The organism is Pseudomonas glycinis (assembly GCF_054871425.1).
Window position 1 is genome coordinate 387,249 of record NZ_JBTYHF010000006.1, and the last position, 24,471, is coordinate 411,719.

General features: G+C 60.6%; 26 protein-coding genes. 11 read left to right on the forward strand and 15 right to left on the reverse strand.

What is annotated here, in order from left to right; all coding sequences use genetic code 11:
• Positions 1-12: 12 nt before the first annotated feature.
• Positions 13-1,179 carry an MFS transporter gene (locus ACYSTU_RS17020; RefSeq protein WP_223630323.1) on the reverse strand — a complete coding sequence of 389 codons (1,167 nt, stop codon included), beginning with the start codon at positions 1,177-1,179 and terminating at the stop codon, positions 13-15.
• Between the two features lie 95 nt (positions 1,180-1,274).
• Here ACYSTU_RS17020 and ACYSTU_RS17025 point away from each other — a divergent pair, with 95 nt between their 5' ends.
• A complete protein-coding gene (locus ACYSTU_RS17025; RefSeq protein ID WP_499000245.1) occupies positions 1,275-2,168 on the forward strand; it encodes a LysR family transcriptional regulator in 894 nt (297 codons plus the stop codon).
• A 48-nt stretch (positions 2,169-2,216) separates the two neighbouring features.
• Here the strand turns inward: ACYSTU_RS17025 and ACYSTU_RS17030 are convergent, their stop codons facing one another.
• Positions 2,217-2,993, reverse strand: coding sequence for an SDR family oxidoreductase (locus tag ACYSTU_RS17030; RefSeq protein ID WP_499000247.1), 777 nt, complete (start codon positions 2,991-2,993; stop codon positions 2,217-2,219).
• A 208-nt stretch (positions 2,994-3,201) separates the two neighbouring features.
• Between ACYSTU_RS17030 and ACYSTU_RS17035 the strand changes: the two genes are divergently transcribed.
• Positions 3,202-4,110, forward strand: coding sequence for a LysR family transcriptional regulator (locus ACYSTU_RS17035; RefSeq protein ID WP_499000249.1), 909 nt, complete (start codon positions 3,202-3,204; stop codon positions 4,108-4,110).
• A gap of 10 nt (positions 4,111-4,120) precedes the next feature.
• On the opposite strand, the gene ACYSTU_RS17040 is transcribed toward ACYSTU_RS17035, so the two are convergent.
• Positions 4,121-5,560 carry an HD domain-containing phosphohydrolase gene (locus ACYSTU_RS17040; RefSeq protein ID WP_499000253.1) on the reverse strand — a complete coding sequence of 480 codons (1,440 nt, stop codon included), beginning with the start codon at positions 5,558-5,560 and terminating at the stop codon, positions 4,121-4,123.
• Positions 5,561-5,648: 88 nt separating this feature from the next.
• On the opposite strand from ACYSTU_RS17040, the gene ACYSTU_RS17045 reads away from it, so the two are divergent.
• Complete coding sequence (locus ACYSTU_RS17045) at positions 5,649-6,422, forward strand: alpha/beta fold hydrolase (protein ID WP_313872141.1); 774 nt, start codon at positions 5,649-5,651, stop codon at positions 6,420-6,422.
• Between the two features lie 26 nt (positions 6,423-6,448).
• Entirely contained in the window at positions 6,449-7,993 is a 1,545-nt protein-coding gene (locus ACYSTU_RS17050; protein ID WP_499000257.1) for a GMC family oxidoreductase, read from the forward strand.
• Between the two features lie 35 nt (positions 7,994-8,028).
• Here ACYSTU_RS17050 and ACYSTU_RS17055 read toward each other — a convergent pair whose 3' ends face one another.
• Positions 8,029-8,970 (reverse strand): aromatic alcohol reductase, encoded by a 942-nt coding sequence (locus tag ACYSTU_RS17055; protein ID WP_499000260.1) that lies wholly within the window; start codon positions 8,968-8,970, stop codon positions 8,029-8,031.
• Positions 8,971-9,063: 93 nt separating this feature from the next.
• On the opposite strand from ACYSTU_RS17055, the gene ACYSTU_RS17060 reads away from it, so the two are divergent.
• Positions 9,064-9,522, forward strand: coding sequence for a winged helix-turn-helix transcriptional regulator (locus ACYSTU_RS17060; RefSeq protein WP_016774338.1), 459 nt, complete (start codon positions 9,064-9,066; stop codon positions 9,520-9,522).
• Positions 9,523-9,533: 11 nt separating this feature from the next.
• Here the strand turns inward: ACYSTU_RS17060 and ACYSTU_RS17065 are convergent, their stop codons facing one another.
• The 4 genes from ACYSTU_RS17065 to ACYSTU_RS17080 form a co-directional block, all read right to left on the reverse strand.
• Positions 9,534-9,947, reverse strand: coding sequence for a PaaI family thioesterase (locus tag ACYSTU_RS17065; protein ID WP_499000263.1), 414 nt, complete (start codon positions 9,945-9,947; stop codon positions 9,534-9,536).
• A gap of 119 nt (positions 9,948-10,066) precedes the next feature.
• Positions 10,067-11,008, reverse strand: coding sequence for an AraC family transcriptional regulator (locus ACYSTU_RS17070; RefSeq protein ID WP_499000266.1), 942 nt, complete (start codon positions 11,006-11,008; stop codon positions 10,067-10,069).
• A gap of 284 nt (positions 11,009-11,292) precedes the next feature.
• The gene (locus ACYSTU_RS17075; RefSeq protein ID WP_499000269.1) at positions 11,293-12,117 is read right to left on the reverse strand and encodes an oxidoreductase; all 825 of its coding nucleotides are present in this window, start codon (positions 12,115-12,117) and stop codon (positions 11,293-11,295) included.
• Positions 12,118-12,305: 188 nt separating this feature from the next.
• Positions 12,306-12,638, reverse strand: coding sequence for a hypothetical protein (locus ACYSTU_RS17080; protein ID WP_122610114.1), 333 nt, complete (start codon positions 12,636-12,638; stop codon positions 12,306-12,308).
• 209 nt (positions 12,639-12,847) lie between these two features.
• Here ACYSTU_RS17080 and ACYSTU_RS17085 point away from each other — a divergent pair, with 209 nt between their 5' ends.
• Both ACYSTU_RS17085 and ACYSTU_RS17090 read left to right on the forward strand, forming a co-directional pair.
• Positions 12,848-13,234, forward strand: a complete 387-nt coding sequence (locus ACYSTU_RS17085) for a MerR family transcriptional regulator (protein WP_016774345.1) — start codon at positions 12,848-12,850, stop codon at positions 13,232-13,234.
• A gap of 70 nt (positions 13,235-13,304) precedes the next feature.
• Positions 13,305-13,697, forward strand: coding sequence for a carboxymuconolactone decarboxylase family protein (locus tag ACYSTU_RS17090; protein WP_016774346.1), 393 nt, complete (start codon positions 13,305-13,307; stop codon positions 13,695-13,697).
• A 37-nt stretch (positions 13,698-13,734) separates the two neighbouring features.
• Here the strand turns inward: ACYSTU_RS17090 and ACYSTU_RS17095 are convergent, their stop codons facing one another.
• The gene (locus ACYSTU_RS17095; protein ID WP_499000273.1) at positions 13,735-14,649 is read right to left on the reverse strand and encodes a LysR family transcriptional regulator; all 915 of its coding nucleotides are present in this window, start codon (positions 14,647-14,649) and stop codon (positions 13,735-13,737) included.
• 157 nt (positions 14,650-14,806) lie between these two features.
• On the opposite strand from ACYSTU_RS17095, the gene ACYSTU_RS17100 reads away from it, so the two are divergent.
• Positions 14,807-15,817 (forward strand): zinc-dependent alcohol dehydrogenase family protein, encoded by a 1,011-nt coding sequence (locus ACYSTU_RS17100; RefSeq protein ID WP_499000276.1) that lies wholly within the window; start codon positions 14,807-14,809, stop codon positions 15,815-15,817.
• A 47-nt stretch (positions 15,818-15,864) separates the two neighbouring features.
• Here ACYSTU_RS17100 and ACYSTU_RS17105 read toward each other — a convergent pair whose 3' ends face one another.
• Positions 15,865-16,560 carry a glutathione S-transferase gene (locus tag ACYSTU_RS17105; protein ID WP_197890407.1) on the reverse strand — a complete coding sequence of 232 codons (696 nt, stop codon included), beginning with the start codon at positions 16,558-16,560 and terminating at the stop codon, positions 15,865-15,867.
• 141 nt (positions 16,561-16,701) lie between these two features.
• Here ACYSTU_RS17105 and ACYSTU_RS17110 point away from each other — a divergent pair, with 141 nt between their 5' ends.
• The gene (locus tag ACYSTU_RS17110; protein ID WP_476308423.1) at positions 16,702-17,277 is read left to right on the forward strand and encodes a TetR/AcrR family transcriptional regulator; all 576 of its coding nucleotides are present in this window, start codon (positions 16,702-16,704) and stop codon (positions 17,275-17,277) included.
• Here the strand turns inward: ACYSTU_RS17110 and ACYSTU_RS17115 are convergent.
• Positions 17,235-18,218, reverse strand: coding sequence for an alpha/beta hydrolase fold domain-containing protein (locus tag ACYSTU_RS17115; RefSeq protein ID WP_499000281.1), 984 nt, complete (start codon positions 18,216-18,218; stop codon positions 17,235-17,237). The genes ACYSTU_RS17110 and ACYSTU_RS17115 overlap by 43 nt on opposite strands.
• A complete protein-coding gene (gene tspO / locus ACYSTU_RS17120) occupies positions 18,215-18,658 on the reverse strand; it encodes a tryptophan-rich sensory protein TspO (RefSeq protein ID WP_016774353.1) in 444 nt (147 codons plus the stop codon). Before tspO ends, ACYSTU_RS17115 begins: the two co-directional genes overlap by 4 nt.
• A 163-nt stretch (positions 18,659-18,821) precedes the next feature.
• On the opposite strand from tspO, the gene ACYSTU_RS17125 reads away from it, so the two are divergent.
• On the forward strand, positions 18,822-19,058 hold the full coding sequence (locus ACYSTU_RS17125) for a DUF6555 family protein (protein WP_185757840.1): 237 nt from the start codon (positions 18,822-18,824) through the stop codon (positions 19,056-19,058).
• 42 nt (positions 19,059-19,100) lie between these two features.
• Here the strand turns inward: ACYSTU_RS17125 and ACYSTU_RS17130 are convergent, their stop codons facing one another.
• Both ACYSTU_RS17130 and ACYSTU_RS17135 read right to left on the reverse strand, forming a co-directional pair.
• Positions 19,101-20,012, reverse strand: a complete 912-nt coding sequence (locus tag ACYSTU_RS17130; RefSeq protein WP_499000283.1) for a magnesium transporter CorA family protein — start codon at positions 20,010-20,012, stop codon at positions 19,101-19,103.
• Between the two features lie 3 nt (positions 20,013-20,015).
• Positions 20,016-21,596 carry a RimK family ATP-grasp domain-containing protein gene (locus ACYSTU_RS17135; RefSeq protein WP_499000286.1) on the reverse strand — a complete coding sequence of 527 codons (1,581 nt, stop codon included), beginning with the start codon at positions 21,594-21,596 and terminating at the stop codon, positions 20,016-20,018.
• Positions 21,597-21,690: 94 nt separating this feature from the next.
• Between ACYSTU_RS17135 and ACYSTU_RS17140 the strand changes: the two genes are divergently transcribed.
• On the forward strand, positions 21,691-22,785 hold the full coding sequence (locus ACYSTU_RS17140) for a GNAT family N-acetyltransferase/peptidase C39 family protein (RefSeq protein WP_499000289.1): 1,095 nt from the start codon (positions 21,691-21,693) through the stop codon (positions 22,783-22,785).
• Between the two features lie 10 nt (positions 22,786-22,795).
• Here ACYSTU_RS17140 and ACYSTU_RS17145 read toward each other — a convergent pair whose 3' ends face one another.
• Entirely contained in the window at positions 22,796-24,367 is a 1,572-nt protein-coding gene (locus ACYSTU_RS17145) for a sensor domain-containing diguanylate cyclase (protein ID WP_499000354.1), read from the reverse strand.
• Positions 24,368-24,471: the final 104 nt, after the last annotated feature.

The following is a 24,471-nucleotide window of genomic DNA, read 5'->3' on the forward strand; positions in this document are numbered from 1 at the left end:
CGCTGCGAAGACTTACGCCAGCGCAGCGGCACTGGCTCTGGAGCGCCAGGCGAACGTCAGCACCATCAGCAGGCCCAGACCAGCCATCGCCGCGCCGGCCAGGGAAATCGCCGGATAACCCAGCCCGGCATTGATCACCGCGCCACCCAGCGCCGCGCCGATCGCGTTGCCAAAATTGAACGCACCGATGTTCACCGCCGAAGCCAGATTCGGCGCGTCCTTGGCGGCTTCCATCACGCGCATCTGCAGCGGCGGCACCAGAGCGAAGCTGGCGATACCCCAGATCAGAATGGCCACCGCGGCCGGCAGCGGCCAGCGCATCAGCACAGTGAATGCGAGCAACACCACAATCAATGCGCTCAGCGACACGATCAGGGTGCGGTCGATCGAACGGTCGGCAGCCTTGCCACCCCACATGTTGCCCAGGGTCAAACCGATTCCGAACAACACCAGCATGGCGGTGATGAACGCGGCGGAGGCCTGGGTTTCGCTGCTGAGGATCGGCGCGATGTAAGTGAACACGGTGAACATCGCACTCGAGCCGACCACGGTCAGGGCCAGTGCGGCCAGCACCGGACCGCGGCCCAATACTCGTATTTCCGCCAGTGCACCCGCGCCTTGCTCTGCTTTCAGATTGGGCAGGGCGAACCACAAGGCGATCATGGTCAGCACGCCGAGACCGGTAATGCCCCAGAACGCCGTGCGCCAGCCGAACAGCTCACCAAACCACGCCGCCAGCGGCACGCCGCCGATAGTCGCCAACGTCAGGCCCATGAACATCGCCGCCACGGCGCCGGCACGTTTTTCCGGCGCGACCACACTGGCGGCGACCACAGAGCCGACCCCAAAGAATGCGCCGTGATTGAGCGAGGTGATCACCCTGGCGACCATCAGGCTGTAGTAGTCGGTAGCCAGCGCCGACATCAGGTTACCCAGGGTGAAAATCGCCATCAGCCCGATCAGCAGATAGCGCCGCGGGATCTTGCCAGTGGTCAGGGTCATCAGCGGCGCGCCGAGCAGCACGCCCAAGGCGTAGGCACTGACCAACAACCCCGCAGCGGGAATGGAAACGCCGAGATCGGCAGCGATGCCGGGCAACATGCCCATCGGCGCGAACTCGGTGACGCCGATGCCAAAGGCGCCGACAGCGAGTGCAACAAGTGGTGGATTGATACGCATGGAAAGTCTCCTCATCTATGCCGCCAATGCTACGATCCATCGTTTTCAGGCGGTAGATGGCGATTCTGGCAATCACCTTTGCGTAAGAGGCACGAATGGACTTCAACGGTAGATCAGGGGAAATGAGCGTGTTTGTTACCGTAGCGCAGGAGGGCAGCCTCTCAGCAGCTGCGCGCGCGTTGGGGCTGACGCCTTCGGCGGTCAGTCGGATCATCGCCCGTGCTGAACAGCGACTCGGCACTCGTCTGTTGCTGCGCACCACCCGCGCGCTGACGTTTACCGCCGAGGGCGAAGCCTTCCTGCGCGGTGCCCGGCGGATTCTCGCCGACATGGACGAGGTCGAAGGGGCCATTACCGATCAAGGCGTACCCAAGGGCCGCTTGCGTGTCAGTGCCGCCCTTGGCCATGGACGGCTGACCATTGTGCCGCTGGTCGCAGCCTTCACCGCCCGTTACCCGAACATCGTCGTCGACCTCAGCCTTGGCGACGAAGTAGTCGACATCCTCGCCGGCCAGGCGGATGTCGCCATCCGCTTCGGCCATCTGCCCGACAGCCCGTTGACCGCACGCCGACTCGGCCACACCGGCCAGGTCGTGGTCGCATCGCCCGATTACCTGAAACGCCACGGCACACCTCTCGAACCGGAAGACCTGCTCAAGCACAACTGCCTGCGCTTCAACTTCCGCCGCGCCGAAGCCAACTGGCCGTTTATCCGCGACGGCAAGGAGTTCTCGCTGAAAGTCAGCGGCAACATCGAATGCAGCAGCGGCGAAGCACTGGCCCAGTTCGCCAGACTCGGCGCCGGTATTGCGCGGATTGGCGAGTTCACCGTCAGGGAAGACTTGCAGCGCGGCGCGCTGATCCCGCTGCTGCAAACGTTTAACCCGGGCGATGAGGAACCGATTCATGCGGTGTTCGTGGGCGGCGCGGCGATGCCGGTGCGGGTGCGCTTGTTTGTGGATTTTTTGCTGGAGCAGCATCGGATGTAAGCGTGCCGGTCGGATTCAGCGAGTCGTCCTTGACCCGCAGGCTGGCGGCTAGATTGTCGGGATGGTCCCGCCGTCGATCACAAATTCACTTCCTGTGATCGACGCCGCTCGCGGCGACGCCACAAACCCGATCAGCTCAGCCACTTCAGCTGGCGTCGATGGGCGGCCGAGCGGGATACCGCCCAAGGCTTGCATGATGATGTCCTTGCCACCCTGATAGTCAGTGCCTGCCTCCTGCGCGAGTCGCTCGGCGAATGCCACCGATGCTTCGGTTTCTACCCAGCCCGGGGAAACCCGAACCACACGGATCCCTTTGGGCGACACCTCTTTCGACAGGCTCTTGCTGTAGGTCGACAGCGCAGCCTTGGCCGCCGCGTACGCTGTGGTGGATTCCGGCAGTGGCAGTCGACTCTGGATGGAGGTGACATGGATCACCACGCCATCCCGACGCTCGAGCATGCCCGGGAGCAGGGCGCGATCGAGGCGCACCGCTGGCAGCAAATTCAGATTGAGCTCGCGTTGCCACTGCTCCTCGTCCAGCGCTGCAAAACCACCACCGGGGGCCGACGAGCCACCCAGGACATGAACCACTATGTCGACGCCGCCCAGTTGCTGTTGGACCGCTGCGATGAGTACGTCACAACCTTCCCGGGTCGAAAGATCAGCCGCGACCAGCAGTGCGCCCGGCATTTGGACGTCCACTTGCCGAGCCGAGGTGATGACTTTCGCGCCCTCGGCTATGAACCAATCCACAACGGCTTTGCCGATTCCTTTGGTACCGCCGGTGACGAGGACCCGCTTGCCAGTCAATCCTGAATTCAGCATGGCGAAATCTCCAGCGCTCGGAATTGATGGGGCGCGTCGTAGATTTCTTTCTCGTCGATGACCGTGACATGCGTCTGCACGACGGCGGGATGTTGAAGGTTCATTGGCTGACTCCTGATTGATTAACTGGAGTTATCTTGCTGCGCCACAGATAGTTTGTTCAACTGGGACAAACCTTAATGACCTATCCCGAAAAACAGGACAATGCATGGTTCAGGATCGCTTGGCCCTCAATGAACTGGACGCCGTCATAGCCGTGGCTCGAAGGGGGTCGTTTCGCCAGGCCGCCATTGATCTCGACGTCTCCACCACCGCGCTGAGCAACACCATTGCGCAACTGGAAGCGCGCCTCGAAACGCGACTGTTCAACCGCACCACCCGCAGCGTCGCCATCACCGAAGCGGGGAGAGTGTTTCTCGAACAGGTGGGGCCAGCCTTGCAGGATTTGCGTGCGGCACTCGACGCAGTGCGCTCGCAGAACGCTGGGCCCTCGGGCACGTTGCGCATCAACGCCTTCGCCAGCGCTGCGCGTTCGGCGCTGCTGCCACTGGTGATCGAGTTTTTGCAGCAGCATCCGAAAGTCCATATTGACCTTGTAACCGAAGGCCGGCTGGTGGATATCGTGGCTGACGGCTTCGATTTCGGCGTGCGCTCGGCAGGCCTGGTGCCCAACGACGTGATTGTGGTGCCTGTCGGCCCGCCGCAACGTTACGCGGTGGTCGGTTCGCCGGGTTATTTTGCACAACACGGCAAACCGCGCACGCCGTCCGATCTGCCCGGGCATCGATGTATCCGTGTGCGACTACCGAACGGGGCGATTTTCCCCTGGTATTTCGAGCGGGACGGAGAAGTTACCCGTCTGGATGTGAACGGTCCGCTTACGCTGGATGAATCGAGCGTGGTCAAGGTCGCGGTGCAGGCGGGCATGGGGCTGGGCTTTTTCATGGAGCAGGACGTTCGTGACGAAATCCGCACCGGCGAGTTCGTGCAGGTACTCGAGGACTGGACGCCGCCCCGAGACAGGTTGTGCCTGTACTACCCGAACCGCCGCAATCCCTCTGCGGCCGCCAGGGCATTCATCGAACTGGCTCGCGCCAGGCAGGCTGATCAGGCTTGACCGGGTGGACTCAGGCGATCAAGCCCAGTGTCAGCCCCTTCAGAGTGGCGGCTGCCCGGGTCGAACATTGCAGTTTGCGAAAGATGCTTTCCATGTGCGTGCGCACCGTGCTCGGACTGATAGCCAACAGTTGCGCGACTTGTTTGTTGCTGGCGCCACGGCTGATCTCCAGAAGAATGCGGCACTCACGGGCTGTCAGCAGCGAAGGCTTGGGTTGCCGCAGGCGACGCTCGCCACTGGCGGCAGCAATGACGGCTTCGCAGACATCGTTATCGAACAGGCCACGGCCAGCATCCTGTTTGAGTAGCGTGGCTGCTGCGGCTTCGTCGTGGGCTGTTCGCCAAGGCCGGGCTTGCCTCAACGCTACCCAGGCAACCGAGGTGGCGAACAGCCGATGTCCGGCATTCAGTGCATCACCCGCCACCCCGCGAAAATAGCCGCTGCCGTCGAGTCGTTCATAAGCGTGGGTGGCTATCTCGGCGGCCGCGGCCAATTCCGCTACCGGTCGGAGCGCCTGTTGCGTCCAATAAGGCACCAGGCGCACTCGCTCTGCCGCACCGTAGGGCAGCGGCCCTGGGCTATTCCAAAGATGATTGGAAACGGCTGCGCGGCCGAGACCGTAAATCAGCGCGGACTTGCCAATGTGTGTCAGCGTCGGCTCACTCAGCCCCCACAGGCGCGCAGCTTCCATGGCAACATGCGCGACCTGACGCGAATGCCCGGCCAGCCATGGCAGCTTCAAGTCAATGATGTCTCCGACCAAAGTCAGTGCGACATGACGCTGCTCAGGCGCGGGTTCAACTTTTGTGCAAAGCGTTTCCAGATCCGCCAGCCAGTCCTTGGCATTGGCCACCAGCAACGACACCAGCGACGCTGGATAGCGCCGATCCGACTGCTCGTTGATCCAGCGCAACGCCGCGTCCAGGCCGTGAGCGCGAGTGAGAATATCCAAATCACCGGCCATGACCACCTGATAGGCGACCTCCGGGATGTGTTCATGGCTTACGCCCAACGGTCGGCCAGTGCCGTCGTAAGTTTCGAACACCCGACACAGGCCCGCTTCGACGGCGGTTCCGAGCTGGAGGGTTTTGGCGATTGCACCGGACACTTCACAGTGCACCACGGCCAGCGGGGTTGCCTGATGCACCGCGTTCATCTGCTCATTGCCCAGGGTCAGATCGAGCATTGCGCGGCGACCATCGACGTCGTCGCCCAGCAGGTCGGCAAAGCCTTCGGCATTGGCCGTGCACCCAGACCAGCGCAGCAAGGCAATCTGCTCTGCAACCTGCAGATGCTCACCGTCGCCGTGGCATGCCTGCGCGAGCATCCGCGCCAAAGCGGCAACGCGCCGGGAGTGACCGAGCGGTTGCCCCATGCTGAGGTCACCGACCTGGGCGATGGTTGCCAATGCGCCGTCCAGTGAGATGTCCAGTTGCAAGCCACTATCCATGAAAAATGCCCCGGGGTCGGATAATTGACCGATGCCCACAACGCAGGCCAGTCAGCAGAATCTGAACTCCCGAACAGGAGCTCATCCAATGAAAACAATCAAATCGAAATTCGCCACCGTCGCCTTTGCCCTGGCCAGTACCTTCATGGCCGGCGCCAGCCACGCGCAGGATACAACGCCTTCGGTGGTGATCGTACACGGCGCCTTCGCCGACGGTTCCGACTGGGCCAAAGTGGTGCCACTGCTGCAAGCCAAAGGCTTGGCCGTTACCGTTGTGCAAAACCCGCTCACCTCGCTGGCCGACGACGTTGCCGCCACGCGCCGCGCGCTGAACAACCAGCAGGGCAAGGTGGTGCTGGTCGGTCACTCGTGGGGCGGCACGGTGATCACCGAAGCCGGTAACGACCAGAAAGTCAGCGCGCTGGTGTATGTCGCCGCCTTCGCGCCAGAGGCCGGGCAAACCAGTGGCGAACAGGGTAAAGGCGCACCGACGCCGCCGGGCATCAGTCAGATCAAGGCCGACGGTAACGGCTTCCTCTATCTGACCCCCGAAGGCATGGCCAAGGACTTCGCTCAGGATCTGCCGGCCGCGCAAACTGCCGTCATGACTGCCACGCAAGGGCCGATCAAGGCCTCGGCTTTCGAAGATAAAACCACCGTTTCGTCCTGGAAAACCAAGCCGTCCTGGTACCTGCTCGCTACCGAAGACCGGATGATTCATCCCGACGTCCAGCGTTCTGCCGCCAAGCGTATCGGTGCGACCCTTGCAGAGGTGCACGCCAGCCATGTCCCGCAGCAGTCGCAGCCGGCGCAAGTCGCGGCGGTGATTCTCAAAGCCGTGCACAGCGTTGCTGAACAGTGATCGCGGCAGCGAAGGGGAGCGGGCGTATGGACCCTCGAAGCGATCACAACTATGACTTCATTGTCTGTGGTGCCGGCACGTCGGGCTGCGTGGTCGCTGCGCGGCTTGCCGATGAGTCAGGCGCACGGGTTCTGCTGATTGAGGCCGGCGAAGACTATTCGGGCCCCGAGGTGACCGAACCGGCGCAATGGCCGCTGAACCTCGGCTCTGCGCGCGACTGGGCATTCGAGGGCCAAACCGATCCACGCTTGAACGGTCGACGGCTACCGTTGAGCATGGGCAAGGGGCTCGGCGGAGGTTCGAGCATCAACGTGATGGTCTGGTCGCGCGGCCATCGCGCCGATTGGGAGCATTTTGCTGCCGAGTCTGGCGACCCGGCCTGGGGCTACGCATCGGTGCTCGATTACTACCGCAGGATCGAAAACTGGCAAGGCAGCCCGGACGCCACCCGGCGTGGTTCAGGTGGGCCGGTACATGTCGAGCAGCCGGCCACACCTCAACCCCTTGCGTTGGCAACGCTGGAGGCGGCCGGCGATCTGGGCATCCCTCGATTCGACAGCCCCAATGGCGAGATGATGGAAGGCGCAGGAGGGATCGCTGTCACCGACTTGCGCATCAAACAGGGCAAGCGCGAGTCGGTTTACGACGCCTACATCCGGCCACGCTTGCACTGTCCGAACCTGACGGTGCTGACCGGGGCGTTGGTGATCCGCGTGTTGCTGGTCGGCACCCGTGCCGTCGGTGTCGAAGTGTTGATCGCCGGCGAGCGGCGGCGCTTTCATGCCGCAGCTGAAGTCATTCTGTCCATGGGCGCGGTGCAATCACCGAAAGTGCTCATGCAGTCGGGCATCGGCCCGGCGGATGAACTGCGAAAACACGGCATCGCACCGGTCGTTCATTTACCCGGTGTCGGCGAGAATTTGCAGGATCACCTGGCTTTCGGCTGTACGTGGGAGTACCGACAACCCCAGGCGGTCGCTGGCAGCGGATGCGAAACCACCTTGTACTGGAAAAGCGACAGTCGCCTGGAAGCCCCGGATCTGTTGCAGTGTCAGCTGGCATTTGCGGTACCGTCTCCGCCTGAGGTCGCCATTCAACCGCCGGAACATGGTTGGACGATGTTCGCCGGGTTGGCCAGACCGGCCAGTCGCGGACGCCTGCGGCTATCGGGTGCAGGGCCGCTGGGTGCACCGATCATTGAGCCGAACTCCCTGAGCGAGCCCGAGGACATGGCCGCAGCCCATGCGTCGATCGAACTGTGCCGGGCGCTCGGCAACAGCCAGGCCTTCGATGGGCTGATCAAGCGCGAAGTCGTGCCCGGGCCGAGAGAACACCGCGCTATGGAACAGTTCATCCGCAACTCGGCGATGACCTACTGGCACCTGTCGTGTACGGCAAAAATGGGCCGCGATGCGCTGTCGGTGGTTGACCACCAATTACGCGTGTACGGGATCGACGGGCTGCGCGTTGCAGATGCTTCGATCATGCCGCGCATCACCGTTGGCAACACGATGGCGCCGTGCGTCGTTATTGGTGAGCGGGCAGCGGAGCTGGTGCTTGCGGGAGTATAAAGCGCCCACAACGCCCCGCTGCGCAAAATCTGCTTTCACTCGTTCGCAAGATTTTCCCGCGCCCACTGCTCGGCCGTCGTGACCTGTATCGCCCGCTGCTCATTGAACGTGCCCGCTTTCGGCCACGCCACACCTCGACCTTGGGCAAACACCGCGCGGTATTTTTTGATGTGGTGAGTGGGGTCTTTTTCCAGTTCCTGCATCAGGTGCGGCACCGTCCAGACGTTACGCTTGAAGGGCCGTCCGAGCACGCGTTCGAGAAGGCCCGCGACCTGATCATAGGTCAGCGTGTCGCCCGACAGATACACGATCTCGTTGCGAAAAGGCGGTTCGAAGAAAACGATTTCTGCAGTCAGTTTGCCGATGTCGTCCGGGGTCGTCAGCGTCACGCTGGTGTCCAGGCTGCCCAGGGCGTTAACGGTGTCGTTGTCGAAATCAACGACTTCAAACACCGGCTCGAAGAGGAAACTGGTAAACATGCCGGTCGAGATGATCACCCATTCGGTTTTGTCCTGCGCGCGCAGCAGTTCGCGCACGTCGAGCTGAGCATCGAACAGATCCTGCGGACTGCCCCGGCCGATCACTTCGAAGTCCACGCCAAACTGCCAGGGAAAGTAGCGTTTGATGCCCGACTTGAGCGCAGCGGTCGCCAGCTTCATCGGCGTCTCACGACCAGCGACCATGCCGGCGCAGCCGATGACGGCATCGAAAGGTGCGAAGACTTCGGCCAGTTGGTCGATCGAATCGTTGACCAGATCTGCCGCCACCATCTGCACGCCGAGACTGCGCAGTTCATCGATTTCGGCTTTCTTTGCCGGCAACTGACTGTCGATCGTCGAGGCCCTGAGCAGGACGCTGATCGTGCTGCCGGGCGAGCGCTTTGCCACTCGCGCAAGGTTGCGCAAAACCGGCAGGCCGAGCTCGCCTGCGCCCAGGACAAGAATGGATTGCGGGGAAGGGTGGCTCAATTCGGTCATGATGTCTCCTGAGATCTGCATGTAAGATCGGCAAATGCTGGCACGATCGGGCAGCACTCAGAAGAAGGCACACGCGTGATACCAAGTGAAGAAATGACTGATCAGCAAGCGCTCAGTGAGGCAGAAGCAATCTGCCAGACGCTCAGACGAGACGATGATGGCGTGCGCCGCGAAGTGCTCGCGCACGCCGGCAGTCGCTGGTCTTTGGGCATCCTGCATGCCTTGGGGGTGTACGGCACGATGCGTCACGCTGAGATCAAACGGCAGATGACCGGCGTGACTCAGCGCATGTTGACCAAAACCCTGCGTGCGCTGGAACGCGACGGCCTGCTGACCCGGCGCGAGCTCGACCAGGTGCCGCCGCACGTCGAGTACGAGCTGACGCCATTGGGCATGGGCTTGCTGGTGCGGATGTCGCCGATCTGGACTTGGGTGGTGGAAAACGTCGAGGGTTTCCGCCAAGCGCGACGCACGTTCGATAGCCAGGTCGGCAAAAAACCCTCATGGCAAATTCCTGTTCCAGCGCGGGATGATTCTGAAGCGTCAGACTGAGGTTTCGCGCTTCAGCTCAGCGGCACCGCGAACACGGCACTGGCGCGCGCAACCGTTCGCTCACCGACGTGCAGACTGACGCCAGCAAACGCCAGTTGGCGGCCCTTTTTGGAGTGTTCAAGACGCACTTCGAGCCACTCGTTGATTTGCACCGCACCGAGATAATCCAGGGTCATGCTCGCGGTGATCAACGGCTGCGGCGGATCGCTGGAAAAGGCCATGGCGTAGCCCATCCCGACATCGGCCAAAGTCGCCAATACACCACCATGCAAAGTGCCGCGACCATTGGCATGGCGGGAGTCGGTCAGTAAACCCAATTCCAAGTGCAGCCCCTGACCCCTGGCGTAGATCGGGCCGAGCAGATCCAGCAACGGACTGCTGCGGGTGAATGGAATAAAACCTTCGGGAATGGCCGTGGTGTTCATGATCCCATCCTGATGCAGGTGGCTGACCTGTGTGATTGGGCGAGGAAACGCAGGAGGGGGCAAGCACTATGCGGATGGGGAATTTGCTGCGATAAGTGCGCGGAGCGTGGCACTGAAAATCAATGCGAAGACACAAACGGCGAAGCACTCGTCGGTGCCGGCAGCGCATAGGCCTGTTTCATCCACGCAACTTCCGCTAGCGGTGTGCGGCCGAAGAGGCGTTTGAAGTCGCGGCTGAATTGCGAGGCGCTTTCGTAGCCGACCAGAAATGCAGTTTTTGCCGCAGTCAGGTCGTTGCGCAGCATCAGCAATCGCGCCTGGTGCAATCGCGTCGACTTCAGATACTGCATCGGCGAGGAATCGGTAACCTTGCGAAAGTGCAGATGAAAATTCGGCACGCTCATTTGCGCTTCTTCTGCCAGGGTTTCTACGTCGAGATGTTGCTGATAGCAACTGTGGATCTTGTGGATGGCGCGGGTCACTTTGCCGAACTGGCCTTGTTGGGCGATGGCGGCGCGCAGGGTGCCACCTTGTTCGCCGGTGAGGATACGGTAGTAGAGTTCGCGCAGCATCGCCGGGCCGAGGATTTGCGCGTCGGCATCGTCGCTCATCACTTCAAGAAAACGCAGGGTTGACCGGCGTAGCGGTTCGTCGAGCGGCGAGGCGTACATGCCCATCGGTTGGGATCTGGGGAAATCCCACAGTTCATCGACCTGCTGAATCAGCTCGCCAGCCAAAGCGAAATCCAGGCGCACGTACACCGCGAGCATTGGCTCGGCTTCGCTGGCGTCGGTTTCCATGGTGAAGGGTACCGGCACCGACACCACCAGATAATGCTGGGCGTCGTAGACATAGATCTCGTCCCCGAGATAGCCGCGTTTGCGCCCCTGACAAAGGATCACGATGCCGGGTTCGTACAACACCGGCGTGCGGGTCAGCGGTCGGTTGGAACGCAGGAAACGCACATCGTCCAGCGGGCTCAGGTTGTAACCTTCCAGCGGGGCGAGCTTGCTCATTAGCTGGACCATGCGCGCTGTGATTAGGTCTTTCGGTTTCGGCATGGGCTGTGGGTTTCCTTGTGAAAAGGCGGGTTTGAACCTGTCTGGCTGATTGGCGGGGTGTCAGACAGAGCCCTCACCCTAGCCCTCTCCCAGAGGGAGAGGGGACTGACCGTGGTGTTTGATCGGGATCTGCCGACCTGAAATATCGCGCCGAATGCTGACCGCGCTGTTCTAGAGTAATAAGCCCTGCGGAAATCTTCGAGGCAGGCTCAGGAGTTGAATCCACCCGCGATCGGCTCCCTCTCCCTCCGGGAGAGGGCTGGGGTGAGGGTGCTTTTGATCTTTCAGCCATCCGTCGAGCGGCTAAGCGCTGCCCATTGCTCAATACTCTCCGCCGTCTGCTGCAACTTGTCACGCACCAGCACCAGCGCATCACTGCCCAATAGCAGGTGAGCCGGCGGGTTTGGACTGTCGATGATCGTCAGCATGACCCGTGCAGCTTTCTGCGGATCGCCCAACTGATGGCCACTTTTCTCCTCCCGGGCCTTGCGCACCGGATCGAAGCTTGCATCGTAGTCACTGATGCTACGCGGCGTGCGTTGCATCGAGCGGCCTGCCCAGTCGGTGCGAAATGACCCCGGCGCCACAGCGGTGACAAAAATATTGAAGGGCGCAAGCTCCTTGCTCAAGGTGTCGGAGATGCCCTCCAGAGCGAACTTGCTGCCGCAGTAATAGGCGATCCCCGGCATGGTGATGTAGCCACCCATGGAGGTGATGTTGAGGATATGCCCCGCGCGGCGCTGGCGGAAATACGGGACGAAGGCCTTGGTCACCGCCACCGCGCCGAACACGTTGACGTCGAATTGGCGGCGCAGTTCCTGCAGCGATGACTCTTCGAAAATCCCCTCATGGCCATAACCGGCGTTGTTGACCAGCACGTCCACCGGGCCGTGGCGATCCTCCACTGCCGCAACCACCTTATCGATGGCATCGAACTCGGTAACGTCCAGCAGCACCCCATGCGCGCGGTCGGGCGACAGCGCTTCGAAGGCTGCCAGAGCGGATTCACTGCGCACTGTGCCGATAATCCTGTGACCTTGAGCGAGCGCTTCCTTGGCCAGCGCCTGGCCGAAGCCGCTGCTGACACCGGTGATGAAAAGGGTCTTCATGAATTTGTACTCCAGCAGCAATTGGAGAGGCCATGCTAGGGCGGATAACGCTGGCGGACGATGCCGAATCGGATCGAAGTATTGCCTGTTCCTATCAATAGAGTTTTCGATCAGGTCTTGCCTCAAAAGACGGAAAAGTCCTGCAGGTCTCAAACCCGCAGGACTTTTCCTGTCTCGGCAACACGCGCTTAAGCTGCGCGACGACCCGGTGTACGGTCCGATCCATCAGCGGCGAGGGCCTCACCCAGTGGGGTGCGGTCTGAGCCGTCAGCAGCGATGGCCTGGCCTTGCGGGGTCTTGTCATAACCGTCTTCAACCAAGCCTTGTTCCTCGAGGCGGTTGCGGCCGTTTTCAGCCAGAGCCTGGCCCTGCGGCGTACGTTCCGAGCCATCGGCAGCAACAGTCTGCTGTGGTTCGTTGACCTGGGTGAAGAAACGATCTTCCTGATTGCTCGGTACGGCGAATGCGCTGGCGCTGAGGGCGAAGGTGGCGACGGCGATCAGTTGGCTTACAGTTTTCATGGCGGTGACTCCGGTCAAATTTCGATTGAGGTCCGGGTCGTTCAGATCAGTCTCTGGTTAACCCGTTGCAGTGGTGTGTTCTGCATGGGTTCAGATTAGGGGGCAGGTCGGTGTCGGCGTTAAGCGGATACTGTCGGCGATTTGCCTGATTCTGCTTGATGGAAAATAGCCATTGACTTAGAGCGCACTCAAACCTTTACGGTGATGACATGAATCCAGAACTGACAATTTCAAAGTTGGCCAAACGCCTTGATTTGAGCGCTCACACGATCCGCTATTACGAGCGCATCGGGCTGTTCGATCCGGTTGGGCGCGGTGGCAATGGCCACCGGGTGTACGCCGAGAAGGATGTGCTGTGGGCCGAGTTTCTGCTCCGGCTGAAGGCGACCGGAATGCCGATCCAGCAAATGCTGCGGTATGCCGAATTGCGTCGATCAGGCGACTCGACCCTGGCAGAACGCCGCGAACTTCTCGAGCAGCATCGCCGGGACGTGCAAGCGCAGATCAGCCAGTTGAGCCAGTCCCTGGAGGTTCTGGATAACAAGATTCAGATCTACCACCAACTCGAGCAAAAGGAGCATCACCATGATCCGTAAACTTCCCGGATTCAATCGTTTGCTGTCCGCCACATTGATTGGCGCCAGCGTGACCAGTGTCGCAGCGCCGGTGGAGATGACCGATCGTCGAGCGCGCGGAGAAGCCGCTCTGACGCAGATTACTGGCGGACCTGGTCAGGCAGTGGTTGATTCATTGAAGGATACTGCTCCAGAGCTTGCGGACTGGATTCTGAGTTTTGCCTACGGCGATGTCTTCGCCCGCCCCGGGCTCGATCACTGCACTCGTGAGCTGGCAACCGTTGCGGCATTGACCGCACTGGGCAACGCCCAGCCACAACTGAAAGTGCATATCGGCGGTGCCCTGAACGTCGGGTGCACACCGGAGGCGGTGGTCGATGTGATCTTGCAAATGACCGTATACGCAGGATTTCCCAGCGCCTTGAACGGTATAACGGCTGCGCGTGAAGTCTTTGCTGCTCGCGGGATCAGTGTTAAATCCTAGGTGCGCACGCTGCAGAAACTGCGCGATAGAGCCAGATTCAACCTTCCACCCACCCCGCATACAACTGCACAAACCGCACCTGCAACCATTCGATAAACACCTGCACCTGCGCCGGCAAATGCGTGCGGCTCGGGTACAGCAGCGATACCGGCCGAGGCAGCGGGCGCAGCGGTTGCAGAATTTCCACCAGAGCACCGCTAGCCAAATGCTCGGCGACCGCGATGCCCGGCGCCTGGATAATGCCGAAGCCCGACACGCCACACTGCACGTAAGCGTTCGACTCGGTGACGGTAATGCCTTTGCGGCTGACGTAGCTTTTCTGTTTGCCCTCAACTGAAAACTGCCAGGGCAAGGTGCGGTTGTTCTGGCCCGAGAGAAAGTTCACGCCTTGATGGTTCGCCAGATCTCCAAGCGTTTCCGGCGTGCCGTGGTCGCGCAGGTATTCGGGCGCGGCGCAGGTGACCATGGTCGCCAAGGCGATAGGGCGGGCGATCAGGGTTGAGTCGGGCAGCTCGCCGATGCGCAGCGCACAGTCGATGCCTTCGCCGACCAGATCAACCGCACGATCGGTGACGCCCAGCACCATGTCGATGCCGGGGTAGGTGTCGGTGAATTCGCGCAGGCTCTTGATGAGTTCCAGTTGTGCGAACGCAGTGGGGATATCGATGCGCAGGCGGCCGGACAGCGTGGCTCCGGTGCGATCGAACATCGTGGTGGTGGCGGTGATCTCGGCGAGGATTTCCTGTACCCGCTGATAGAAAAGTTCACCCTCGGCAGTGAGTGCGACTTTCCTCGTAGTGCGCTGGAACAGGCGAACGCCCAGCGATGTTTCCAGTTCCTGAATATAGCGAGTGACCTGCGGCCGGCCGATATCCAGCGACTCGGCGGCTTTGGTGAAACTGCCCAGCTCCGCCAGCCGGGCGAACAGGCGCATCGATTGCAGTAATTCCATGACTTTTCCGCTGAGCTTCAGTATCTGGATTTGTTGCCTGAGAATAGAACAATCCTGTCTGGTTCCAAGCATTTATTGCGCTGCTGTAAAAGCCAATCATGGCCCCAAGGCAAACCTGCTGAGGGTTTGCGGCCAATAACGCATTTGGAGACTCACCATGAAAGCGTGGTTACTGAAAGATTTCGGGCTCGACAATCTGCAACTCAGCGAGACGCCAACGCCGCAGCCCAAGGCTGGCGAACTGCTGGTCAAGGTCGGCGCCGTGTCGCTGAATTTTCGTGACAAGGCGATCGTTGACGGCATCTATGAGCCGCACATGGTGCCAAAACCGTTGATTCCGGTCAGCGATGCCGTCGGCACGGTGGTTGCGATCGGCGACGGCGTGACACGCTTCAAGGTCGGCGACCGGGTCAATTCGCATCTGTACTCGCGCTGGCTTGACGGCGAGCCGGGGCCGAACGAGCCGGATTACTGCTTCGGTTCGCCGCTGCCCGGTGGCCTCGCCGAGTACATGATCATTCATCAGGACAGCGCCGTCGGCGCGCCGGCCAACATGAGCGATGAACAGGCGGCGACGCTGCCGATCGCCGCACTCACCGCGTGGTATGCGCTGGTGGATTTCGGCGCTATTCAACCGGGCCAGACTGTGTTGGTGCAGGGCACCGGCGGCGTATCGATTTTCGCCGTGCAGATCGCCACCGCGCTGGGCGCCAAGGTCATCGCAACCTCAAGCAGCGATGAAAACCTGCACGCGGTAAAACGTCTGGGCGCGGTCGCCGGTATCAACTACCGCAGCACGCCGAACTGGGCGGACGAGGTGCTCAAACTCACCGAGGGCAAGGGTGTGGACCTGCTCCTTGATGTGGCGGGAGGCAATGGCATCAATCAGTCGGTAGCAGCGACCAAGGCCTCGGGGCGGATAGCGCAGATCGGCTTTCTGACAGGGCAGACTGTCGAGCTGAACCTGATGCCGCTGATCTTCCGCCAGACCACCATTCGCGGCATCGCGGTGGCACCGCGTTCATCGTTCGACCGGATGAACGTGTTCCTCGCCGAGCACGACATTCGCCCGGTGATCGACCATGTGTATCCGTTCGAACAGGCGCGCGAGGCCTATGAGCATCTGGCGAAGGGGGCGTTTGGCAAGGTTGTGATCAAGGTAAGCTGACAACGAAAAAGGCGCCGATCAAGGCGCCTTTTTGCTGGTCTGGTTTTTTACGGTTCGCCGCGCTCAACCATCGCGCGCCATTGCTGCACACTCGGACGTTGCTGCATGCGCGCGTGCCATTCGCGCAGTGCCGTGCAGTCTTCCGGGACTTCCAGCTCAACCAGCGCCGAGAAGATCATCCCGCCCAACACGGCGATGTCCGCCATGGAAAAACTGGTGCCGGCCACGAACGGCTGATCACGCAGCAAGTCGTCGAAATAGCGCATGCCGCGCACAGCCTTGTCCCGCATGCGCATGCCCCATTCAGCGTTCTGGTACAGCTCCACTTCCGGGCCAAGTCCTGGGGTTGCATGGTGGAAATACACGCTGACGGCATCGAGAAATTCGATCTCGGCACGTTTGGTCAGCATGTGGATTCGTCCTTGCTCAATCGGTGTGCGGCCGGTGAGGACAGGGTTGCCATCGAGAACGTCCAGGTATTGCGTGATGGCCGTGCATTCGGCGAGCAGCGTGCCGTCTTCCAGCTCCAGCACTGGCAGCGTTCCGGAGTAGTTCAAGCGCAAGAACTCGGGGTTCTTGTGTTCGCCTTTCCACAGATTTACCGAGACGAATTCGGTGCGGGCCAATAGCGATTTTTCCGCCAGGGCGATGCGCACGCGGGCCGGGTAGGGGCCGTTGTACCAGTCGTAGATTTTCAATGCGGAAATGGAGTGAGCGTCGTTTTGAGTCGAGTTAGCGGTCATTTCAGTTGCTCTGCCTGTCAGTTGGTAGGCAGAGACTGCGACCAGAATTTATTCTTGTCAATCCCCTACCTGCCAATTGGCAGGTAAATCTTTCGCGGGTACACTCCGCCCCATTGACCGATAGTCAGCGAGGACACAGACATGAGCGTGAACGCACGCGAAGCGATTCTGGACGCCGCCAAAACAGCGGCGCAGACCCACGGCTACAACGGCATCAACTTCCGTAGCATCGGTGCAGTGGTGGGTATCAAGAACGCCAGCATCTACTACCACTTTCCCAGCAAGGCCGACCTCGGCGCGGCAGTCGCCGAGCGTTACTGGCAAGACGCGGCCAAGGCGCTGGACGACATTCGTGAGGCCAATCCCGAGCCGCATCAATCCCTGAAGTTGTACCCGTCGATCTTCCGCACTTCGCTGGAAAACGGTAATCGGCTGTGCCTCGTCAGCTTCATGGCTGCCGAATACCAGGATCTGCCAGACCCGGTGAAGGACCAGGTGAAGAAATTCGCAGAGGTCAACATTGAGTGGCTGACCCAGGTGTTGATCGCTGCAGGAGCTGCCGACGAAGACAGCTGCGAGGCGCGGGCGCGGGCGATTTATGCAGCGGTGGCTGGTGCGCAGTTGATTGCACGCAGCCGAGGGGATATTGCGTTGTTTGATGAGTTGATCGGCAGCTACGAAAGCGCGGGGCTGATTTCGGCGGATTTCGCTGAGTAGCTTGCCACTCGTGCCGAAATCCACTGCCTGCTGTAAGCCAGCACATGGTCAGCAGTGGCGGTGGGGAAGTGGATGAAGCCATGCGGACATTCCGGCAGCACGTACATCTCCACCGGCGCCGCGTGTTGCCAGCGTTCAGCGATGAGCCGCGTGTCATCCAGCAGCGGATCGAGGTCACCGGCAAACAGCAGTGCTGGTGGCAGTCCGCTGAAATCGCCGTACAGCGGCGACAGCGGTGGCTGGCGTCGTTGTTCGTCGCTGATATCCGGCGTGAGCAGGCGCAACGCTTCGACCATGCCGGGGCCGTCGAGCACCAGAGTATCGGCGGATGCGGTGCGTACGCTGGGCGTGCCGGTCAGGTCGTAGACGCCGTAATACAGCAGCGCGCCGCAGATCCGTTGCAGCAGTTGCGGCGAAGATTTGAGCGCGAGCAGGGTGGCCGCCGCCAAATGCCCGCCGGCCGATTCACCGACGACGACTACGGGCAGCCCGGCAAATTCGCCATCGTTCAAGATGCCGCGAGTGGCCCGTAGACAGTCCTCCAGCAAGCCCTCGATTGGCGTCGACACCGCCAGCCGATAATCAACCGACACCACCGCCACGTCGCAGGTGTTGACGATGGCGATGTTGAAGTTGTCGTTCATCTGCGCATTGCCGATCACCCAGCCGCCACCATGGAAATCCAGCACCACGCCTCTGGTTTTGCCCTTGGGGCGGATGATGCGCACGGGCACCGTGTCGATGATCTTGCGTTCGGCGGTCAGCCCATGCTGGCGCAGCTTGCCGTCGCCGCCGAGCTGACCCGCCCGCAGCAACGCCTGAATCAACCTCGGGGTAAGGCGATTGCGGATCTTGAAACGCGGCAGCCAGGCGAGCTTTTTGTTGAACGCGCGAACCTGCGCCAGTTCGCGCTCGCCTTGCGGCCATGGGAAGTCGCTCACAGGCGATTCTTCATCAGGATCGAGGCGTTCAGCGCCGCCGCGACGCATAGCCACGCCAGATACGGGAACAGAATCAGCCCGGTGACCACGTCCAGTTGCAGGGCGAGCACGACCATCACCGCGACCACCACCCACAACACCGCCAGAATCACCAGCGCCGCCAGCACCTGATGCGCGCCGAAGAACACCGGCGTCCACAGCGTGTTCAGGGCGATTTGCGCGGCCCACAAGGCCAGCACCGTTTGGCTGCCGGGGATCAGGCTCAGGCGATAACCGGCCCAGGCCAGCAGCAGGTAGATGATCGTCCACGCTACGGGAAAGGCCCAGTTGGGCGGGGTGAAAGAGGGTTTGGTCAGCGATTCGTACCACGGGCCGGGTTTGAACATCACGCCAGTGGTTGCCGCCGCCGCGCAGGCCAGAAGGAAGATGAAAAAGGTCATTGCCAGTCCTTAGCTGTGATCAGCTGTTATGGAGAGTTAAGAAGAGGACGCTTCGCTGCGCAAAAAGTTTGTTCGCAAACGCAAAATGGCAGTCAGGTTGAACTAAAAACTGACCGTCGCGTCAGGATAAACACTGCCTTTTCTCACCGACGCGGACGACATCATGTACACCTATCACATCGAATACCGTTTCAACGGCGAGCCTCGTACTTATCTGCTCGAACTCAAGGAAGCGCAACTGGCCGAGCACGACGCGGCGATGCATCTGCTGGAACTGCATCTGGGCGATGCGGAAAACAGCCTGGTCATGCCCACGGCGGATTCGACGCCAGAACAGATTCTCGAGCAGGCTGAGCGGGTAGGGATTACCGATATCCGGGTAGTCAGCCGGACCAATTGACCTTCGGGTGCGGCGCAGGCGTTAGCAGAATGTGCTCTGAATTCAGGCCATGCGCCGCAATACCAGCACCATCCCCGCACCCACGAGGCCCATGCAGGCGATCAGCACGGGAAAGGACATCCACCAGGGAACGCCGGACGTCATCATGCTGAACTCCGACATGCCACCGATGCCGGCGATCAGGTTCAAGGGAAGGAACACGACGTTGATCAGCGTCAGCTTGCGCAGGGCCCGGTTCATGCTGTTGTTGGCAAGATTGCCGTGGGATTCGATGAGGTTGGCAAACACCTTGGCGTGAATTCTGGCCTGCTGGAAGCTTTGTTCGTTTTCCACGATTAGATCATTCAGCGCAGCCAGTTGACTGTCGCTGAAGCCCTGACGCTGGCCGTGGTTGCGCAGCAGCGTCAGCACCGCTCCGTTACTTTGAATCGCATTGACGTAGTACACGAGGCTTTCGCTCAGGTTGTACATCTGCGCCAATTGCTGATTGTCCATCGCCCGGGTGAATTGCTGCTGAATCTCCCGCGCGATCTGTTTGACCACGCGCAAATGCCCGAGATAGTGGTGAACGCTTTCGGCGAGTAACGCCATCAGCACGTCCAGCGGCCCGGTCATTTGCGCATCGTGCTCAAGACCCGAGAGCAGCGAGTTGCTCGCGCAGATGACCACCAGGCGTTTTTCGCTCAGCACCACTCCGAAGGACGAAACGTTGAATGCGCGCCCGTCGAAGCTTTCCGGGCGCTTCCATATCATAAACAGGTGATCAGGCTTGACCTCGATGCGGGCTACTTCGTCAGGGTCCAGCGACGACTCTATCGCTTGTGGGCCAATGCCCAGGCGTCTGTGCAGATCCAGTTGCTCGGCTGCGTCCGGGGCGACACACAGCCAGACAGTCGCCTGTTCTCCAGATGTCCTGTGCAGGGCGCCGCAATCAATGCCATAGCCTTCAATCATTGCTCACCACGCTTGGCCACGGTGTTTGAGCTCGAGCCTTTGCGTGAACGCTTGCAGCACGCGCCGATAAAGTTCGTCGCCCAGCACCGCGTCTTCGATACCCGCATCGAGGTTGGGGTTGTCGTTCACTTCGATGACCAGGACCCGATCGCCCGCCTGCTTGAGGTCGACGCCGTAGAGGCCGTCGCCGATCAGCCGCGCAGTCTGTACGGCGAGCTGCACGACTGCCGGCGGAGCTTGCTCGACGGGCACCGCCTCGCACATCCCGTTGATCTCGCCGGGCAGCGCCTTGTGGTTGTAAATCTGCCAATGCCCCTTGGACATGAAGTATCTACAGGCATAAAGCGCCTCGCCATTGAGCACGCCGACGCGCCAGTCGTACTCGGTGTAGCAGTACTCCTGCGCGAGCAGCAGCACCGAGTGTTCGAATAACTCCTGTGCGGCAGTGGCCAGCGCTTGTGCATCGGCGACCTTGATCACACCCCGTGAAAAACAGCCATCGGGGATTTTCAATACCAAGGGAAAACCGAGGCGACGCCCTGCGTTTTCGAGCTCCTGCGGACGATCCTTGTAGAGTATTTCCGTTGCCGGCATGCCCAGCCCGCGACGCTTGAGCAGGTCGGCCAGATAGACCTTGTTGGTGCAGCGCAGGATCGACGACGGATCGTCAATCACCACGAGGCCTTCGCTTTCAGCCTTCTTGGCAAACCGATAGGTGTGATCATCCACTCGCGTGGTTTCGCGAATGAACAGCGCGTCGAATTCAGCAAGACGCGCGTAGTCTTTTTTCTCGATCAACTCGACATCGATACCCAGCTGTTCGCCCGCAGCGATGAAACGCTGCAATGCCTCGGGATTAGAAGGCGGCAGGGCTTCGTCAGGATCATGGAGGATGGCCAGGTCGTAGCGGGCCACACGTTTGGAGGCCGGCTGACGCCACGTTCTGCGATTGAAGGCATCCAGTGCGTCAGCGAAGACATGCTGCTGTTCGTCGCGAAGCTTGTGCAGCGCCCCGGCCTTGATGCCTGCGATCTGCCAGGTCTCACCACGGCGGAATTCCACCAGCAGGATAGGGCAGGGGAACGCCTCGAACAGCTGACGGCCGATCTCTTGCAGCGGCTCGATCGAGGCCTTGCCGAAGTACAGCGACAGCGTGAAGGCCTCGGTTTCGCCGTACGGGTGGTTGGCAAGCGCCCGCTCCAGGGTGCGTTGCAGATCATTCAGCCCGACCCCGTAAAGCGCTTTGCGCGCCAACTCGCTGACGGTGCGCACCGAGGGAAAAACCTTGTGCCCACGCGCCTCGGCGAGCAATGAGCAGTAATAGCCCTGACCGAGGTATTTGTAATTGCGGCAGAGGTTGATGACCTGGGTGCGATGAGGAAAATCATCGCTGTGTTCAAGGTAATCCTGCGCCAGCATCAGGCTCTCGCTGGGCAAGTAATCAGCCCAGTCATCCTTGCGTTCGACCAGGATGAGCAATCGACTTCCCGAGGGTTTGAGACTGGGAGGTTCCTCGCTGAGGGAGATTGTCGAATGCTCGGTTTTGTCTAATACTTCGTTCACGTTGGCTTGCACCGCTGACATGAGTAATGAATCCCTGTTGAAGAAGACGCCGCTTCAATAAATCACGGGCCTTTCGGTCTGTCCCGGTTCGTTACTCAAACTTTACGGTGCGGTCATGTCTTTTGATTTTCGCTTTGCATCCACGGACGATATCGACGATCTGGTCGAATTGGAGCGGGTGTGTTTTACCCTCGACCGGTTGAATCAGCGCAACTTCAGCTGGATGCTCAGTCGAGCCAATGCCGCGTTGATTGTCGTTACCTCAGGCGCAATCCTTTGCGGTTACGCACTGGTGCTTTTTCACCGTGGCACCTCACTCGGACGCCTGTATTCGATTGCCGTCAGGCCTGCGTGGCGCGGGCATGAGCTTGGCCAGCGTCTGCTGGAACAGGCCCAGGCCTGCGCATTGGCGCGCAACTGCGCATGGCTGCGTCTGGAGGTGCGCGCTGACAACAGCGCTGCCATCCGCCTCTACGAAGCCAACGGCTATCAGCGCTTTGCCAGCGTCGAGGACTACTACGAGGACCACTGCGAGGCGTTGCGCTACGAGAAACGCATCCTGCGCGAAACACCTGCCCCCGCACGTCAAGTCCCGTATTACCAGCAGACCACCGAGTTCACCTGCGGCGCCGCGTGCTTGCTGATGGCGATGTCTGCCATCGATCAGACCCGTGCCATGACCCGAGCGGAGGAAATCCAGCTGTGGCGCGAGGCAACCACCATTTTCATGACGGCGGGGCACGGTGGCTGCAGTCCTCAGGGCCTGGCATTGGCGGCCTGGCGGCGCGGTTTCGATGTGCGCCTGGAAGTCAGTCACGCGGGCTCGCTTTTTCTTCACGGCGTACGCAGCACGGAGAAGAAGTCGATCATGAAACTGGTCGAGGACGGCTTTGCCCAAGACCTGGCTGCCACGCAAGTCGAGCAGGTGCTGGGTGAATATCTGCAGATCGGCGAGGCGTTGGCGGCCGGATACAAACCGCTGGTGCTGATCAGCAGCTACCGATTCACCCGCTTGAAAGCGCCGCATTGGGTCATCATCACCGGGTGCGACGAGGACTTCGTTTACTTGCACGATCCTGATGTCGACCACAGCAAACTCAAGCGCGGCCTGGACTGCCAGCACTTGCCGGTCAGTCACCACGAATTTCTGCGCATGACGGTGTTTGGCGTGCAGCGGGTTCGCGCTGCCGTGATGCTGCGCTCCCGTTGAAGAGCGGTGGCTAGGCGCCGAGCACTTCCTCGCCGATACAGTAGCGATCCCTGCCTTTCTGCTTCGCGGCATAAAGCAGTTTGTCAGCCGACTCGATAAGAGTGGCGGGGCTCACTTCATGTTCGGCCGGCTTGCCAACCGCAATACCTGCGCTGGCGGTGACGTGACCCAGCGGATGGGCTTTGTGCTCCATCCGCAAGGATCGAATGGCCTCAAGAATTTCCTGCGCCACAAGCGCCGCCCCGCGAATATCGGTGTTGGGCAGCAGCACGGAGAACTCCTCGCCGCCATAGCGCACGGCGAGATCACCCGGCCGTTTTACTGCTTGCGCAATCGCCTGGCCGACGGCGCTCAGGCAATCGTCACCCGCCGCGTGCCCGTAGCTGTCGTTGTAGAGTTTGAAGTGATCGACATCGATCATGATCAGTGAGATCGACGAACCCTGACGTCTGGCCAGGCGAATTTCGTCAATCAAAGCAGTGTCCAGTCGCCGACGGTTGGCCAGCCCGGTCAGGCTGTCGGTCAAAGCCATGTCCTTCATGGCCTGGTGTGCCCGGCGCAGATCCTTTTCCATCACCATCCGTTGACGCAGTTGCCTCAAGACGATCAGTCCGAAGACCGTGAACGCGGTAATCACCGACATCAACACGAAACCGGTTTTGATCAGGTCCCAGCGCCACGGCGCAATGATCGATTCGCGGGAAAGGCCGGTTTCGACCACCAACGGATAGGTGCTCAAAGCTCTGTAACCATACAGACGCTGGGTGCCGTCGACGACCGCTCGGACCTCGGCGATCCCTTGACTGGAAAAGGGCAGGTAGTTCTTGAACACCTCACTGTCGGCGAGGCTCTGACCGATGACCGAAGCGATGAAAGGACGACGCACGAGAATGGTGCCGTTGCGCAGCGCCAGCACCAGGGCACCCTTGTCGTCGATCTTGAAATCGCCGTAATAGTCGACGAAATAACTGACCTTGATCGTCCCCAGCAGCACGCCGGCGAAGGAGCCGTCCGGGTTATTCAAGCGGCGGGAAATCGGGATGATCAGGTCGTCGGTGGATTTGCTCTTGACGACATCACCGATACGCACATTTCGATCAGTGTTGGCGCGGTGATATTGGAAGTAGTCGCGATCGGCATTGTTCGCCGGGTCCGGGATCATTTCCTTGTCGGTGACAATCCATTTGCCGTCCGGGCCGTAGATAAACAGTCCATGTAACTGCGGCATCAACTTGGCTTGTTGGACCAGCAAGTTGTGGATGCGCGGTACGTCTATGATTTGCAGGCCATCACCTTCGACGCGCTCGCCCAGGGCGGCGGTCAGCACATCGACCTGGCGGATGGCGTCTTCAGCGTGTTGTGCGGTTGCCCGCGCGAGGTTGGTGACCGAATCACGCGCCGACGAGAAGGCTGCATGATAGTCACGCCAGGTTCGCCATCCCTCCACGCCGAGAAACGCCAGAATGACCGTCAGCATGAAGATGACTGTCAGGCGGAAAGCGGCGATCTCGCTGGCAGCTTTGATGGGAGCGGTTTGTGCGGCGTCATGCCCCTTGGTTTTGGGCATCTTACGACCGAGCATTTGAGGGTCCTTATGCTTGTCATCTCTCATCTCTTGAAAGATGACCATCCTTTTCCACCTGGAATTCAATTTACTGCCTTGGCCAGGCGGTCGCGATTGAATCG

Bases quoted from the DNA above. Each gene is read 5' to 3' on its own strand.
- ACYSTU_RS17100 (WP_499000276.1), top strand. From the start codon at position 14,807: ATGAAAGCGTGGTTACTGAAAGATTTCGGGCTCGACAATCTGCAACTC.
- ACYSTU_RS17095 (WP_499000273.1), bottom strand. From the start codon at position 14,649: ATGGAATTACTGCAATCGATGCGCCTGTTCGCCCGGCTGGCGGAGCTG.
- ACYSTU_RS17040 (WP_499000253.1), bottom strand. From the start codon at position 5,560: ATGGATAGTGGCTTGCAACTGGACATCTCACTGGACGGCGCATTGGCA.
- ACYSTU_RS17060 (WP_016774338.1), top strand. From the start codon at position 9,064: ATGACTGATCAGCAAGCGCTCAGTGAGGCAGAAGCAATCTGCCAGACG.
- ACYSTU_RS17070 (WP_499000266.1), bottom strand. From the start codon at position 11,008: ATGCCGAAACCGAAAGACCTAATCACAGCGCGCATGGTCCAGCTAATG.
- ACYSTU_RS17065 (WP_499000263.1), bottom strand. From the start codon at position 9,947: ATGAACACCACGGCCATTCCCGAAGGTTTTATTCCATTCACCCGCAGC.
- ACYSTU_RS17055 (WP_499000260.1), bottom strand. From the start codon at position 8,970: ATGACCGAATTGAGCCACCCTTCCCCGCAATCCATTCTTGTCCTGGGC.
- ACYSTU_RS17140 (WP_499000289.1), top strand. From the start codon at position 21,691: ATGTCTTTTGATTTTCGCTTTGCATCCACGGACGATATCGACGATCTG.
- ACYSTU_RS17050 (WP_499000257.1), top strand. From the start codon at position 6,449: ATGGACCCTCGAAGCGATCACAACTATGACTTCATTGTCTGTGGTGCC.
- ACYSTU_RS17145 (WP_499000354.1), bottom strand. From the start codon at position 24,367: ATGCTCGGTCGTAAGATGCCCAAAACCAAGGGGCATGACGCCGCACAA.
- ACYSTU_RS17135 (WP_499000286.1), bottom strand. From the start codon at position 21,596: ATGTCAGCGGTGCAAGCCAACGTGAACGAAGTATTAGACAAAACCGAG.
- ACYSTU_RS17130 (WP_499000283.1), bottom strand. From the start codon at position 20,012: ATGATTGAAGGCTATGGCATTGATTGCGGCGCCCTGCACAGGACATCT.
- ACYSTU_RS17045 (WP_313872141.1), top strand. From the start codon at position 5,649: ATGAAAACAATCAAATCGAAATTCGCCACCGTCGCCTTTGCCCTGGCC.
- tspO (WP_016774353.1), bottom strand. From the start codon at position 18,658: ATGACCTTTTTCATCTTCCTTCTGGCCTGCGCGGCGGCGGCAACCACT.
- ACYSTU_RS17105 (WP_197890407.1), bottom strand. From the start codon at position 16,560: ATGACCGCTAACTCGACTCAAAACGACGCTCACTCCATTTCCGCATTG.
- ACYSTU_RS17085 (WP_016774345.1), top strand. From the start codon at position 12,848: ATGAATCCAGAACTGACAATTTCAAAGTTGGCCAAACGCCTTGATTTG.
- ACYSTU_RS17125 (WP_185757840.1), top strand. From the start codon at position 18,822: ATGTACACCTATCACATCGAATACCGTTTCAACGGCGAGCCTCGTACT.
- ACYSTU_RS17030 (WP_499000247.1), bottom strand. From the start codon at position 2,993: ATGCTGAATTCAGGATTGACTGGCAAGCGGGTCCTCGTCACCGGCGGT.
- ACYSTU_RS17080 (WP_122610114.1), bottom strand. From the start codon at position 12,638: ATGAAAACTGTAAGCCAACTGATCGCCGTCGCCACCTTCGCCCTCAGC.
- ACYSTU_RS17025 (WP_499000245.1), top strand. From the start codon at position 1,275: ATGGACTTCAACGGTAGATCAGGGGAAATGAGCGTGTTTGTTACCGTA.
- ACYSTU_RS17035 (WP_499000249.1), top strand. From the start codon at position 3,202: ATGGTTCAGGATCGCTTGGCCCTCAATGAACTGGACGCCGTCATAGCC.
- ACYSTU_RS17075 (WP_499000269.1), bottom strand. From the start codon at position 12,117: ATGAAGACCCTTTTCATCACCGGTGTCAGCAGCGGCTTCGGCCAGGCG.
- ACYSTU_RS17110 (WP_476308423.1), top strand. From the start codon at position 16,702: ATGAGCGTGAACGCACGCGAAGCGATTCTGGACGCCGCCAAAACAGCG.
- ACYSTU_RS17020 (WP_223630323.1), bottom strand. From the start codon at position 1,179: ATGCGTATCAATCCACCACTTGTTGCACTCGCTGTCGGCGCCTTTGGC.